The following is a 12,937-nucleotide window of genomic DNA, read 5'->3' as shown; positions in this document are numbered from 1 at the left end:
AGGAATCGGGTGAATCGGGTCCAGCTCAGGCTTCGACACCGAAGGCATCGCGCATCCATTCAATGCGCGTGCCGTCGATGGCGATGACATCGAAGCGGCAGGCCGGCACCTCGCCCGGATGGCCGGCGAGGAAATCCTCGGCCGCGGCGATCAGGCGGCGTTGCTTGGCCGGCGTCACGCTGGCGGCCGCGCCGCCGAAGCGCTGCGCCGACCGTGCCACGCGAGCGCGCACCTCGACGAACACCAGCGTACCGGCCACGTCGCGCATCACCAGGTCGATTTCGCCGGTCTTGCAGCGATAATTGCGGGCAATGACCGACAGCCCCCGCGCCTGCAGGTAGCGCAGCGCGCGGTCTTCGGCGGCCTCGCCCGTCGCGGCGGCGCCGGGCGGCGAAGGCGCGGGCTGCGGCGCGTGCATCTGCGGTTTGAATCGACTGACCAAGAGAAGTTCTCGTGAGTGATCCTGACTGGACCCTGCTGGCGCATGACCAGCACTATCCCGCCGGCGCATTATATGTGGTGGCCACCCCCATCGGGAACGCCGCCGACGTGTCGCTGCGCGCGCGGCACGTGCTCGGCCTGGCCGATGCGGTGGCCTGCGAAGACACGCGCAACACCGGCCAGTTGCTGCATCGACTGGGCCTGTCGCGGCCGCTGCTGGCGGCGCACGAGCACAACGAGCGCGAGGCGGCCGCCCGCATCGTGGAGCGCCTGGCGCGCGGCGAGCGCATCGCCTACGTGTCGGACGCCGGCACGCCGGGCGTGTCGGACCCGGGCGCGCGCATTGTCGAGGCCGTGCGCGCGGCCGGGCAGCGCGTGATTCCGCTGCCGGGCGCGAGCGCGGTGGTGACGGCGCTGTCCGCGGCGGGCGAGCTGCTGGAGACCTCCGCCGGCCAGTTCACCTTCGTCGGCTTTCTGCCGCCCAAGGCGGGCCAGCGCGATACGGCCATCCGCCAGTGGGCCGCGCACGGGCCGGCCTGGGTCCTGTACGAGGCGCCGCATCGCATCGACGCCACGCTGGCGGCGCTGGCGGCGCACCTGCCCGCGCGGCGCCTGCTGATCGGCCGCGAACTGACCAAGCTGTTCGAGCAGATCGTCGTGCTGCCGGCCGCCGAGGCGCCCGCCTGGCTGGCCGCCGACGCCTCGCACGGCAAGGGGGAGTTTGTATTGGTGGTGGAAGGCGCGGGCGCGCAGGAGGCGGCGCCCACCGCGCTGGCCGCGGACCAGGTGCTGCGTCTGCTGCTGGCCGAGCTGCCGGCCAAGCGCGCGGCCAAGCTGGCCGGGGCGATCACCGGCGCGCCGGTCGACGCGTTGTACCAGAGCGCGCTGGCGCTGAAAAACGACGAACGGGATTAGCGGCGCGCGCGGGCCCGGCGCTTGACCGCCTTCTTGCGCGGCGGCGCGGGTTCGTCGGCGCCCATGTCGGCGTCGCCGCTGTTGCTGGCGACGTCGGTCTGCGTCAGCTCGGGGCGCAGTGCCTCGACCTCGGCGCGCGACAGGCGGCGGATTTCCACCTGGGTCGAGCCGCGCCGGACGAAATCGAGCCGCTTGGCGGCGGCGTAGGACAGATCGATGATGCGCTTGCCGTGATACGGCCCGCGGTCGGTCACCTTGGCGACGACAACGCGGTCGTTGGACAGGTTGCGCACCAGCACCCAGCTCGACAGCGGCAGCGACGGATGCGCGACGGTGAAGGCGTTCATGTCGAAGCGCTCGCCGCTGGCGGTGCGCCGGCCGTGGAAGCCGCGGCCGTACCAGGACGCGAGACCGCGCTGCTCGAACGTGCCGAGGTCTGCGCGCAGGCCCGGCTCGGTATCGGCGGGTGCCATCTGCAGGCTGCTGGATTCCGGCATGCCGCGGAAGGCCAGCGTGCCCCAGGCATCGGGGTTGTCGCGCGTATCGGCCGGGTGCGCGGGGGCATTCGTGGCCGTGGCCGGCGGCTCGCCCGGTACGGCGGCACAGCCCGCCAGCACCACCAGGGTGGCGCCGTGCAGCAGCCAGGCACGCAGCGTGCGGCCGGCCGAAGGGCTGGGGAGCGGATGGGTGAGCTTGAGCATGGGCGCGAGTCTACCATGCTGTTTGCGACCGTCTATTTACATTTCCTATCAATTCGCTGCGATCACGCAGGCATCTTGCATCAACTTTGTAAAAGTTTTTCCCAGTGCCGTGCCGATGGCCCGCCAGCCCAGTGCCGGCGCGGGCTGGGGCCGATACAATCGGCCTGTTCCCTTATTGCACCGATGTGCACAAAAAACCACATGAAAGTCGTCGTCGTCCCGGTTACGCCGTTTGAACAGAACTGCACGCTGCTGATCGGCGACGACGGGCGCGCCGCCGTCACCGATCCCGGCGGCGACATCGATCGCATCCTGAGCGCGGCCCGCCAGCAAGGCGCCCGCATCGAAAAGATCCTGCTCACGCACGGCCACGTGGACCACTGCGCCGCCGCCGACGCCCTGCGCACCCAGCTCGGCGTACCCATCGAAGGGCCGCACAGGGACGAGGCGTTCTGGATCGACCAACTGCCGACGCAAAGCCAGCGCTTCGGCTTCCCGCCCGCCCGCGCCTTCGTGCCCGACCGCTGGCTGGACGACGGCGACACGGTGGAAGCCGCCGGCCGCACGCTCGAAGTGTTCCACTGCCCCGGCCACACGCCGGGCCACGTGGTCTTCTTCAGCCGGCCGGACCGCATCGCCATCGTCGGCGACGTGCTGTTCGCGGGCTCGATCGGCCGCACGGATTTTCCGCGCGGCAACCACGCGGACCTGATCCGCTCGATCCGTACCAAGCTGTGGCCGCTCGGCGACGATGTGACCTTCGTGCCGGGCCACGGCCCCGTTTCCACCTTCGGCGACGAGCGCGCGACCAATCCGTATGTCGCCGACCGCCTGTTCGCCGATGAGGGCACCGCATGAGCGACGACACCGCCGCGGACGCCGCCCCGGTCGACAAGCCCCGCCGCAAGCGCGGCAACCAGCCGCCCGACACCCGGCCGGAAATCTACGTCAGCACCGACATCGAGGCCGACGGGCCGATCCCCGGACCGCATTCGATGCTGAGCTTCGCCAGCGCGGCCTACCTCGCCGACAAGACGCTGGTGGGCACCTTCGAGGCCAACCTCGAAACGCTGCCGGGCGCCGAAGGGCATCCGATCCAGATGCAGTGGTGGGCGCAGCAGCCCGAGGCATGGGCCGCCTGCCGGCGCGACCTGGAGGCGCCCGAGGCGGCGCTGCCGCGCTACGTGGAATGGGTCGAGAGCCTGCCCGGCAAGCCGGTCTTCGTGGCCTTTCCGGCCGGCTTCGATTTCACCTTCATGTTCTGGTACATGATGCGGTTTGCCGGCCGCTCGCCGTTCGGCTGGGCGGCGCTCGACATCAAGACGCTGGCCTTTGCGCTGACCGGCCTGCCGTACCGGCGCAACGTCAAGGCGGCCTTTCCCGCGCAGTGGCACGACCCGCTGCCGCACACGCATATCGCGCTGGACGATGCGAAGGAGCAAGGTGCGCTCTTCTGCAACATGCTGGCCGAGCTGCGCCGCCGCGAGACGGAGCAGGCAACGCAGAAGGCCGCCGCGCAGCCCACGCAAGACTGAGCGCCGCGCGCATCACCCGCAAACCCAAGAACAGCGCGGCACCAGCGTCTTCCCTGCGTGACGCGCTCACCATGCGGCGCCGCAACTTGCGGGGTCCGCTACCCCGTTCTACGCTGGTGCTGTGCGAGGCGACCAGACGACTGTGCCAGCAGGCGCCGACATGCAAAGCCACTCGCATACGTCATTTGCATGCCGTATCGTCATCGGGCCGCACGTACTCCGACGCCGGTGCGTGCCGGCGTCGGTCATCACACGAACGGCGGGAGGAACAGCGATGCGATTTTCCCGTGACGCGTTAGATACGCACCATCTGCGGGCGATGACGGAGCGCTTGCATTGGCATCGCAGGACATCCGCCAAGGCGGTTTCGCTCGACGCGCGCGCGCATTCGCATCTGCACCGCGCCCGCGGCGACGAGAGCGACGATGCGGAAGTCATGAAGGTCACTGCGGTCTCGACCGCGGTGGCGCTGGCAGTGGTGCTGGTTGCCATGCTGGCGATCGGATTCGGGTCGGAACTGGCCCGATGGATGGGCCTGGAATGATCCGGTGCCCGTGCGCGTCTTGACGGACGCAGCCCCGGCCCTCGCGCAAGGCGAATGGCCACCCCTGAACGGCCTGTCCGGCGGAAGCCGGCAGGCCGTTCATCTTTGGCGGGGCCTTATTTCAGGAAGGCGTCCAGCGCCTCGGGCGTGCGGCCGATGATGGCGCGGCCGTCGCGCACCAGCACCGGGCGCTGCAGCAGCTTGGGATGGGCGGCGATGGCCTCGAGCAGCGCTTCGTCGGAGAGCGACGGATCGGCGAGGTTGAGCTGGGCGTACTCGTCTTCGTTCTCCCGCGCCAGCGCGCGGACCGGCGTGTCGAGCTGCTGCGCCAGCGCCTTCAGCTCGGCCAGCGTGGGCGGGGTCTTCAGGTAGTCGATGACATCGAGCGGCTCGCCGGCCTGGCCGGCGAAGGCTTCGGCGCGCTCCAGCGCGGCGCGGGACTTGGAGCAGCGGGGGTTGTGGTAGATGCGCATGGATGTTCGATGGAAGGTCAGGATGGATCGGGACGGCACGGGCGCCACCCGGTCTTGACGGGCAAGGCGCCCGGCGGTGTGCGGTGTGCGGTGTGCGGTGTGCGGTGACGGATGTTACCCGCACGGCGCCGGCGCGCGCTTCGTGATTCGGCACAGGCGGTTTCGCGGATGGACAACGCGCTTCGCCGGCGCGGCGAGTATTCCCCCGTGCGGTGCCATGTAGTGAAGGCAGCGCGGGGCGCGGCTCACATCGCCGGCCCGCGCGCTGTCCGCGTGCCATCACGCCCATGCACATGCTCATCCGCCCGACATGAAACGAATCGACGTCCACGCCATCCCGGAGCCCGCCCGGGAGCCGAGCGAGGCTCCCGCGTCCGCCCCGGTCATCGCACAACCGACCGATGCGACCCTGGCCCTGCTGGAAGCCGCCGTGCGCAAGCTGCTGCAGGAACTCAACGGCAACCCCGCGCCGGCGCGGCATGCGAAGAAGCGACGGCGGATCGGCCAGACCGAAGTGGCGGTGCTCGTGTTCGTGACGGAGCGCAAGAATGCGAACGGCCACAGCGAGTGGATCGTGGAGCGCGTGCGGCTGGGCGAGCGCGCGCTCGGCATGGACGTGCTCAGCAACGGCGGCGAGCTCGCCAGCCCGGGCAGCGCCGACATCGGCCCGGTGCAAGGCGATGGGGGCACCACCGGCACCGTGGCTGTCGTCGTGGAGCAGTATGCGTCGCGCACGACCGCGTCGGACGCCGGCACAACGACGCGGCCGGCCTGAGCGCTCAGCCGCCCAGCAGCGCCCCGACCGCGCAGCCCACGACCACGGTCGCGCCGCGCAGGTCGCTCAGCCGGAGGTTCTCGTCAGTGTTGTGGCCGCGGGCTTCCATCAGGGTGCGGGGGCCGGCGCCGTACAGCACGGTGGGCACGCCGCGCGCCGTGTAGTGGCGCGCATCGGTGTACAGCGGCACGCCGTGCACCGGCACGTCGCCGCCGAACACCGCCAGCGCCTGCTGCCGTAGGGCCGCGATCAGCGTCTGCACGCCCGGCAGCTCGGCCAGCGGCTCGGCGAGCAGGATGCGCTCGACCGACACCGCGATCCCCGGCCGCTCGCGCGCCGCGCGTTCGATCACGGCGCGCAGCTCGCCTTCGGCATCGCGCCCGGCCTCTTCCGGAATCATCCGCCGGTCGACACGGAACGTGACCCGATCCGGCACGACGTTGGTGTTGATGCCGCCCTGGATCAGGCCGACATTGAGCGTCGCATGGTCGATGCCCGGCACGGCGGACGTCCGCGTCGCCAGTTCGGCGCGGTAGGCGTACACGGCCTGCAGGATGTGCGTGGCGGCCTCGATGGCATCGAGGCCGGTGTGCGGCATGGCGGCATGCGCCTGCCGGCCGCGCACCGTGACCGCCGCGTGCAGACAGCCGTTGTGCGCCGAGGTGATGCCATGGGCAAACCCCGCCGAGATGGCGTAGTCGGGCCGGGTCAGCCCGTGGTCCAGCAGCCATTTCGGGCCGATGTGGCCGCCCGTTTCTTCGTCGTAGGTGAAGTGCAGCTCGACGGTGCCGTTGAGCCGGGCGCCGCGCCGCTCGGCTTCGATCAGCGCCAGCAGCGCCCACGTGTAGGTGGCGAAATCCGACTTGGAAACCGCCACGCCGCGGCCGAACATGGTCGGGCCGTGCTCGGTCTCGACGATCTCGCCGCCGTACGGGTCGTGCGTCCAGCCCAGGCCCGGCGGCACCACGTCGCCGTGCGCGTTCAGGGCGATGGTCGGCCCGCCCCGGCCGAAGGTGTGCCGCACGATCAGGTTGGTGGCGCTGACCATGCCGGCAGCAAGCACTTCAGCCTCGGGCACGGGATGCGCCTCGACCGCGAGGCCGAGCGCCTCGAGCAGCGCCCTGGCGCGCGCGGCATGCGGGGCGCAGTCGCCGGACGGATTGTCCGACGGCACCTTCACCAGTTCGCGCAGGAAGACGACCTGCTGCGCGTGCGCGGCCTCGACGAATGCGCGGATGTCCGCGTCGATCCCGCTGGCGGCGATGTCGGCCTGAGTCATGTCCGGGTTCCCGTTGCTGTCATTGCGGTTGTGCGGCGCGCAGGGCCGCTTCGGTCAGCCACACCGGCTCGGGCAGATCCTGCTCGTCGCAGTTGGGGCCCTCGCCGCCGCGGTCGACCACGATGAAATCGCTGACCACATCGAGCGCCAGCAGCGGGTGGTGCCACACGCCGCTCGCGTAGTTGACGCCCTGCCAGCCGCGCGTCACGAAGGCGCGCAGCCGGGCCGGGTCCAGTTCGCCGGCCGGGGCCACCACGATCAGGTAGGGCCGGTCGTTGAGCGGGATGAAGGCCTGGCTGCCGCGCGGATGCCGCTCCAGCATCGTCACCTCGAACGGCAGGGCGCGCGGCTGGCCGCGGAACAGGTTGATCAGCGCGCGGCCGCCCTCGCCCACCTCGACGTTGGCCAGGTCATGGAAGCGCGTGGTCGTGCCCTGGTTGATCGGGAACTGCCGGGCGCCCTCCAGTTCGATCACATCGCCGAACGGCGCGAAGGCTTCGCGCGTGAGCGGCTCGATCGCGAGCGCGGTCCGGGCCTCGGCGGCGGCGGTGTCGCGGCTCATTCGAGCGCTCCCCACAGGCGCAGGCGCGAGACGCCGCCGTCCGGGAACATGTTGAAGCGCACGTGGGTGACGGGGCCCAGATCAGCGAGCTCGGCCTCGTAGTAGTGCTGGTGGTCCATCTGCAGCTTCTGCTCGGGCAGCAGTGTCTGCCAGAACATGGCCTGCGTCTTGAGCGTGGCGTCGGTGCCGCCGGTCACGCGCGCGGCCTGGAGGGAGACGCGGTCGGCGAAGTTGCCCTTGAAGTGGGCGGTGTCGACTTCGATCTTGCGGATGCGGCCCGGGTGCGCCAGCGCGATGATGCACCAGTCGTTGCCCGGCTCGCGACGGCGGCGGGTTTCCCAGCCGTCGCCCATGTTGATGCCGCGGCCCGGCATCAGCAGGCTGGAAGCCAGCCCGAAGTGCTGGTTGTTGACCTCGACCACGTAGGCGCCGTTCTCCATCGCGGCCAGGTCGAACAGCGTGGCGCGGTCCGCGCCCTTCCAGTCGACCTGCGGCTGGCCATACACGCGCAGGCGCGCGATGCCGCCGTCCGGGTAGATGTTCACGCGCAGGTGGGTGTAGGCGTGGGTGCCGAACACGTCCAGATAGTGGTGGCTGTTGCCCTGCAGGGTGGTGGACGGAACGATCTCGGTCCACTGCGTGGCGTCGGTCGGCTCGCCGTGCGGCAGGTAGGCGGCGTCGATGGACGCGGCCGGCGGGAAGTTGCCGGTGAAGTGGCTGGTATCGATGTCCACGCCCTTGACCACGCCCGGCCGGGCCAGCTTGACGATGCAGTGGTCATAGCCGCCGTTGCGGCGGCGGCGCGTTTCCCAGCCGTCCATCCACTTGCCGTGGTCGTCGTACTTGCCGGGAATGAAGACGGCCGGCTCGGGGTTGAGCATGCGGTCCTTGGGCGCGAAGAATTCATCGGTCGCGAACGTGGCCACGGCGCCCAGGCGGGGGTCCGCCAGGTTCGGATAGCGGCGCGTGAAGTCGGGGGCGTTCGGATCGAGCGTAGGCATCGCCATGGAAGGCACTCCTTGGTATGGGTCTCGTGGATGTTATAGGGCGGGCCGCGTCGGACAAGCGTGCGACGGGCGGGCCGGCGTGCAGCATTTTATGGAGGCGGATGCGCGGGGCATCGCGGACTGCATGCACTGATCCTAGCACTGGATTCAATAATTGCATACAAAAATTGTATCGCCTATGATGCTGTCACCGTTCGACAATCCGCGCCGACAATCTGCTGCGGCGCATCGAGCGTGACAGAGCCTTTGGACCAATCGCGACAGACGGGCGGCCGGGGCTCGGACACCGTGCAAATCCAAAGGAGGATTCACCATGCAACGCTTCACGCGCCCGTTGTTCGGGCAGGTTTTGATCGCCCTCGCGCTGGGCATCGCGCTGGGCATCTGGGCGCCCGATTTCGCGCAGCACCTCAAGCCACTGGGTGACGGCTTTCTGAAACTCATCAAGATGCTGATCGCGCCGATCGTGTTCTCGGTGGTGGTGGTCGGCATCTGCGGCGCGGGCGAGCTCAAGAAGGTCGGGCGCGTGGGCGGCAAGGCCGTCATCTACTTCGAGGTCGTGACCACCATTGCGCTGGCGTTGGGCATCGCGCTGGCTTATGCATTCGGGCCCGGCCACGGCATGAACGTGGACCCGAAGACGCTCGATGCCTCGGCCATGTCGTCGTACATGACGACGGCCAAGCAGGTGGAGTCGAGCGGCGTGGCGGAATTCCTGCTCAAGCTGATTCCCGACACCTTCGTCAGCGGCTTCATGAAGGGCGACATCCTGCAGGTGCTGCTGGTGTCGATCCTGTTCGGCTGCGCGCTGTCGCTGCTGGGGGAGCGCACCAAGCCGCTGGTCGGCCTGATCGATCAGCTGTCCCACGTGCTGTTCCGCATGATGGCCGTGGTGATCCGCCTGGCGCCGCTGGGCGTGCTGGGCGCGGTGGCCTTCACGGTGGGCAAGTACGGCGCGGGGTCGCTCAAGCAGCTGGGTTTCCTGGTGCTGCTGTTCTACGCGGCGGTGGCGGTGTTCGTGGTGGTGGTGCTGGGCGGCATCCTGCGGCTGGCCGGGTTCAGCATCTTCAAGCTGATCCGCTTCCTGCGCGCCGAGCTGCTGGTGGTGCTGGGCACGGCCTCGTCCGATGCGGTGCTGCCCTCGGTCATGAACAAGCTGGAAAAGATGGGCATCAAGCGCTCGGTGGTGGGCCTGGTGATCCCGACCGGCTATTCGTTCAACCTCGACGCGTTCTCGATCTACCTGACGCTGGCCGCCGTATTCATCGCGCAGGCGACCAATACACCGCTGGCGCTGTCGGACCTGCTGCTGATCCTGGGCGTGGCGCTGATCACCTCCAAGGGGGCGCACGGCATCCCGGGCTCGGCCATCGTGATCCTGGCGGCGACGCTGTCGGTGATTCCCGCCATTCCGGCGATCGGCCTGGTGCTGGTGCTGTCGGTGGACTGGTTCATCGGCATCGCTCGCGCACTGGGCAACCTGCTCGGCAACTGCGTCGCGACGGTGGTGATCGCCGCCTGGGAAAAGGACATCGATCGCGCCCGGGCCAACGCGGTGCTCGACGGCAAGCTCGACATCATCGAGGAAGGCGAGGCGGCGGCGCGCGGCCATGGCATCCAGGTGCCGTCGGCGTCCACGCTGCCTCATGCCTGAGGCCGGGCGGACGGCGGTAAAATCGCGGTCATGACTGAAGAAACACAAGCCGCCGACCTTTCCTCCGAGGGCATTGCCGAAGACATCGCCCAGGCGATCGTCGCCCACCGGCTGCCCCCGGGCACCAAGCTGCGCGAAGAGGCGCTGGCGCGGGTGTACCACGTCAGCCGCACCAAGATCCGCGCGGCGCTGCTGATGCTGGCCAAGGACAAGCTGATCCGCATCGAGCCGGACCGCGGCGCCTTCGTCGCCAGGCCGGACGAGACCGAGGCGCGCGAGGTGTTCGCGGTGCGCCGCGTGCTGGAAGTGGCGCTGGCGCGCGAGTTCATCGCCCGCGCCACGCCCGCCGACTACGCGCGCCTGGAGCAGCACCTGGCCGAGGAGCACGAGGTCGCGGCCAGCACCGATGTCCCCCGCCGCAACCGGCTGATGGCCGACTTCCACCTGCTGATGGCCGACGTGGTCGGCAACAGCGTGCTCAAGGAAATGCTGCGCGAGCTGTCGGCGCGCAGCTCGGTCATCACGATGATGTACCAGTCCACCTACGACGCGGTACGCTCCTCGGAAGAGCACACCGCCTTCCTGGACGCCGCCAAGCGCGGCGACGTCGAAGGCGCCATCGCCCTGATGGAAGAGCACATGGCGCACACCGAGGCCTCGCTGCATTTCACGCTCACGCCCAGCGGCGAGACCGATCTCATCACCGCCCTGCTGGCCTGAGCGCGCGGTGCCGACCTACACCTTGCGCGCGCCGGTCAGGGCCGAGCTGGAGATCCGGAAAAGCCGCTTCATCGGGCTAGCCGTGCCGGTCGAGGACCGCGCCGCCGCCATGGACGTGATCGCCCGGCTGCGCGCCGAGCACCCCGCCGCCACGCACGTCTGCTGGGCCCTGCTGGCCGGCGGGCAATCCGGCATGTCGGACGACGGCGAGCCCTCCGGCACCGCCGGCCGGCCCATCCTCGAAGTGCTGCGCCATCACGATCTGGACGGCACGCTGGGCGCGGTGGTGCGCTACTTCGGCGGGGTCAAGCTGGGCGCCGGCGGGCTGGTGCGCGCCTACACCGACGCCATCGCCACCGCGCTGATGGGGGCGGAGCGCGTCGAGCGCATCGCCCGCACCACGCTCACGCTCGTCACCGACTATGCCGACGAGGCGCGCATCCGCCGCTGGATCGACGATGCTGGCTATGCGCTGGTCGATGCCGCCTACGATGCGGGCGTCACGCTGGCGGTGCGTCTGCCCGTGACGGACGAGGCCGCCGCGCGCACGACGCTGCGGGACCTGACGCAGGGGCGCGTGGTCATCCCGGACTGATGGCCCAGCCGTGCCGGCGCCGGGCCGCCATGCCGACGGCTCAGAAGTCGAGCTGCGCGGGCAGGATCCCCAGCGCGGCGGCGATCCTGTCGCGCGAGGCCTTGCGCAGCCGGTCGCTGCTTTCCTGCTGCGCGTAGGCCGGCTGCGAGATGCCCAGGCGCCCGGCGACCTCGGCCTGCGTCAGCCCCAGGTGTTCGCGCCAGGCGCGCACGGGTGTGGCGCCCTCCACCGTACGCTCGATGACGGCGTGGGGGATCAGGTTGCGGTCTTGCATGCGGCCGGCGATGTATTCCGCATACGGAATCACGACGAAGGCCGGCGCGCCGTCGGGGCCGTAGATCAGCTGCACGTTAGTGCCGGTAGGTGCGTTCATCGCGCTTGCTCACTTCCTGGATGTCTACGATACGAATCCCGTCGTCCCAATCGGAGAGGACACGGTAGTCGCCCACCCGCAGCCGGTAGCCATACCGGTGCTCCCGGAGCGCCCTGACCTGCCGGCAATGCGGCATGGCTTCCAACTGCCCGACCGCCTCCACCAGCACGCGCTGATGCTGCCGGTCGAGCTTGCGCAGCTGCCTGGCTGCCCAGGCCGTCCAGTGGATCGCGTTCATGCCGCGGCCCACGTGGATTCAATAAGTTTATGCGTTATGAGATAAGTTTTCATGCGATGGCGATGACCGCTGCTTTCCGGTCAACCATCGTTCCCGGCACGGCGCGCCGCGTCGATCGGACATCGCCTCAATCTGCGCGCGACCAGTACCCCGGCTGCGCGTAGATCGCCTTCAGGTGCTCGATGAAGAAGCGGATCTTGGCCGGCACCGGCCGCTGCTGCGGATAGACGGCGAGGATGTCGTAGCCGGGCAGCGCGTAGTCGTCCAGCACTGTCATCAGCGCGCCGGATTCCAGCTCGGGCTGGATCTCCCACGTCGAGCGCCAGCCCAGGCCCAGGCCCTCTCCCATCCAGCGGTGCAGCAGTTCGCCGTCGTTGCAGTCGAGATTGCCGCTGACCCGGACGGTGACCATCCTGCCGTTGTGCTGGAAATACCAGCCGCGCTGCTGGCCGCCCTGCAGGTTGAAGGCCAGGCAGTTGTGGCGCGACAGGTCGTCGAGGGTGCGCGGCACGCCGTGCCGGGCGAAGTAGTCGGGCGTGCCGCACACCACGCGCTGGTTCGACGCCAGGCGGATCGCCACGAAGTTCGGATCGATCGCCCCGCCGATGCGGATGCCGAGGTCGTAGCCCTCACGCACCAGGTCGACCACGCGGTCGGTCAGGTTGAACGACAGGCGCACGTCCGGGTTCGCGCGCAGGAAAGCGGGCGCGTGCGGCGCCACGTGCTTGCGCCCGAACGCGGCCGGCGCGGACACGATCAGGTGCCCTGTCGCCTTGTGCCGCCCTTCGGCGACCAGCAGTTCGGCACGGTCCAGTTCCGACAGGGCCTTCTTGCACTGCTCCATGAACACCGCGCCCTGCTCCGTCACGGCGATGCGGCGCGTCGAGCGGTGCAGCAGCTTGACGCCCAGGCGTGCCTCCAGCGCGTTGATGCGCCGGCCGATCATCACCGGGGTCACGTCCTGCGTCAGCGCGGCGGCCGCCATGCTGCCGTGCTCCACCACGGCGATGAAGGCCTCGATCTGCTTGAGCTTGTCCATTCCATCGTCCGAGTCTGCAATGTCCGGACATTGTAGGAACGATTCGGTACCCGAATGATGGTTTCCGGCCCGGTATCACGCCGGCG

17 protein-coding genes are annotated in these 12,937 nt (G+C 69.5%); 8 read left to right on the top strand and 9 right to left on the bottom strand.

The window, feature by feature from the left end; genetic code table 11:
• Nucleotides 1–25: 25 nt before the first annotated feature.
• Nucleotides 26–418, bottom strand: a complete 393-nt coding sequence (locus GO999_RS00940) for a YraN family protein (RefSeq protein ID WP_011003150.1) — start codon at nt 416–418, stop codon at nt 26–28.
• Between the two features lie 35 nt (nt 419–453).
• Here GO999_RS00940 and rsmI point away from each other — a divergent pair, with 35 nt between their 5' ends.
• Complete coding sequence (rsmI, locus tag GO999_RS00935) at nt 454–1,356, top strand: 16S rRNA (cytidine(1402)-2'-O)-methyltransferase (protein ID WP_021154659.1); 903 nt, start codon at nt 454–456, stop codon at nt 1,354–1,356.
• Here the strand turns inward: rsmI and GO999_RS00930 are convergent.
• A complete protein-coding gene (locus tag GO999_RS00930; protein ID WP_011003152.1) occupies nt 1,353–2,057 on the bottom strand; it encodes a septal ring lytic transglycosylase RlpA family protein in 705 nt (234 codons plus the stop codon). The genes rsmI and GO999_RS00930 overlap by 4 nt on opposite strands.
• Nucleotides 2,058–2,258: 201 nt before the next feature.
• Between GO999_RS00930 and GO999_RS00925 the strand changes: the two genes are divergently transcribed.
• The 3 genes from GO999_RS00925 (at nt 2,259) to GO999_RS00915 (ending at nt 4,136) form a co-directional block, all read left to right on the top strand.
• A complete protein-coding gene (locus tag GO999_RS00925) occupies nt 2,259–2,915 on the top strand; it encodes an MBL fold metallo-hydrolase (protein WP_016722434.1) in 657 nt (218 codons plus the stop codon).
• Nucleotides 2,912–3,592 carry a PolC-type DNA polymerase III domain-containing protein gene (locus GO999_RS00920; RefSeq protein ID WP_011003154.1) on the top strand — a complete coding sequence of 227 codons (681 nt, stop codon included), beginning with the start codon at nt 2,912–2,914 and terminating at the stop codon, nt 3,590–3,592. The genes GO999_RS00925 and GO999_RS00920 overlap by 4 nt, the downstream gene beginning before the upstream one ends.
• Before the next feature lie 274 nt (nt 3,593–3,866).
• Nucleotides 3,867–4,136 (top strand): hypothetical protein, encoded by a 270-nt coding sequence (locus GO999_RS00915; protein WP_011003155.1) that lies wholly within the window; start codon nt 3,867–3,869, stop codon nt 4,134–4,136.
• Between the two features lie 116 nt (nt 4,137–4,252).
• Here the strand turns inward: GO999_RS00915 and arsC are convergent, their stop codons facing one another.
• Nucleotides 4,253–4,609, bottom strand: coding sequence for an arsenate reductase (glutaredoxin) (arsC, locus tag GO999_RS00910; RefSeq protein ID WP_211906471.1), 357 nt, complete (start codon nt 4,607–4,609; stop codon nt 4,253–4,255).
• Nucleotides 4,610–4,919: 310 nt separating this feature from the next.
• Between arsC and GO999_RS00905 the strand changes: the two genes are divergently transcribed.
• Entirely contained in the window at nt 4,920–5,384 is a 465-nt protein-coding gene (locus tag GO999_RS00905) for a type III effector protein (RefSeq protein WP_211906470.1), read from the top strand.
• A 4-nt stretch (nt 5,385–5,388) separates the two neighbouring features.
• On the opposite strand, the gene GO999_RS00900 is transcribed toward GO999_RS00905, so the two are convergent.
• From GO999_RS00900 to alc, 3 genes are read right to left on the bottom strand one after another with little or no spacing between them, the layout of a single operon-like run.
• Nucleotides 5,389–6,663 carry a M20/M25/M40 family metallo-hydrolase gene (locus tag GO999_RS00900; RefSeq protein WP_016725579.1) on the bottom strand — a complete coding sequence of 425 codons (1,275 nt, stop codon included), beginning with the start codon at nt 6,661–6,663 and terminating at the stop codon, nt 5,389–5,391.
• A gap of 19 nt (nt 6,664–6,682) precedes the next feature.
• Nucleotides 6,683–7,225: an ureidoglycolate lyase gene (locus tag GO999_RS00895; protein WP_016722429.1), complete on the bottom strand. Its 543-nt coding sequence runs from the start codon at nt 7,223–7,225 to the stop codon at nt 6,683–6,685.
• Nucleotides 7,222–8,232, bottom strand: coding sequence for an allantoicase (alc, locus tag GO999_RS00890; protein WP_011003159.1), 1,011 nt, complete (start codon nt 8,230–8,232; stop codon nt 7,222–7,224). Before alc ends, GO999_RS00895 begins: the two co-directional genes overlap by 4 nt.
• A gap of 313 nt (nt 8,233–8,545) precedes the next feature.
• Between alc and GO999_RS00885 the strand changes: the two genes are divergently transcribed.
• Genes GO999_RS00885 through GO999_RS00875 form a run of 3 tightly spaced genes read left to right on the top strand, consistent with a single transcriptional unit; the run spans nt 8,546 to nt 11,201 of the window.
• Nucleotides 8,546–9,886: a C4-dicarboxylate transporter DctA gene (locus GO999_RS00885; protein WP_016722428.1), complete on the top strand. Its 1,341-nt coding sequence runs from the start codon at nt 8,546–8,548 to the stop codon at nt 9,884–9,886.
• 30 nt (nt 9,887–9,916) lie between these two features.
• Nucleotides 9,917–10,606, top strand: coding sequence for a GntR family transcriptional regulator (locus GO999_RS00880; protein WP_011003161.1), 690 nt, complete (start codon nt 9,917–9,919; stop codon nt 10,604–10,606).
• A gap of 7 nt (nt 10,607–10,613) precedes the next feature.
• Nucleotides 10,614–11,201, top strand: a complete 588-nt coding sequence (locus GO999_RS00875) for an IMPACT family protein (RefSeq protein WP_011003162.1) — start codon at nt 10,614–10,616, stop codon at nt 11,199–11,201.
• Nucleotides 11,202–11,241: 40 nt separating this feature from the next.
• Here the strand turns inward: GO999_RS00875 and relB are convergent, their stop codons facing one another.
• The 3 genes from relB to GO999_RS00860 form a co-directional block, all read right to left on the bottom strand.
• Entirely contained in the window at nt 11,242–11,574 is a 333-nt protein-coding gene (gene relB, locus GO999_RS00870) for a type II toxin-antitoxin system RelB family anti-toxin (RefSeq protein WP_118871939.1), read from the bottom strand.
• A complete protein-coding gene (locus GO999_RS00865; RefSeq protein WP_011003164.1) occupies nt 11,552–11,812 on the bottom strand; it encodes a type II toxin-antitoxin system RelE family toxin in 261 nt (86 codons plus the stop codon). Before GO999_RS00865 ends, relB begins: the two co-directional genes overlap by 23 nt.
• 127 nt (nt 11,813–11,939) lie before the next feature.
• Nucleotides 11,940–12,851: a LysR family transcriptional regulator gene (locus GO999_RS00860; RefSeq protein ID WP_016725578.1), complete on the bottom strand. Its 912-nt coding sequence runs from the start codon at nt 12,849–12,851 to the stop codon at nt 11,940–11,942.
• Between the last annotated feature and the right edge of the window lie 86 nt (nt 12,852–12,937).

It is taken from the genome of Ralstonia nicotianae (assembly GCF_018243235.1).
In the GTDB taxonomy this organism is placed as follows: Bacteria; Pseudomonadota; Gammaproteobacteria; order Burkholderiales; family Burkholderiaceae; genus Ralstonia; species Ralstonia nicotianae.
The sequence above is the reverse complement of the archived record's forward strand: the minus strand, read 5'-3'. Positions and strand labels throughout refer to the sequence as shown.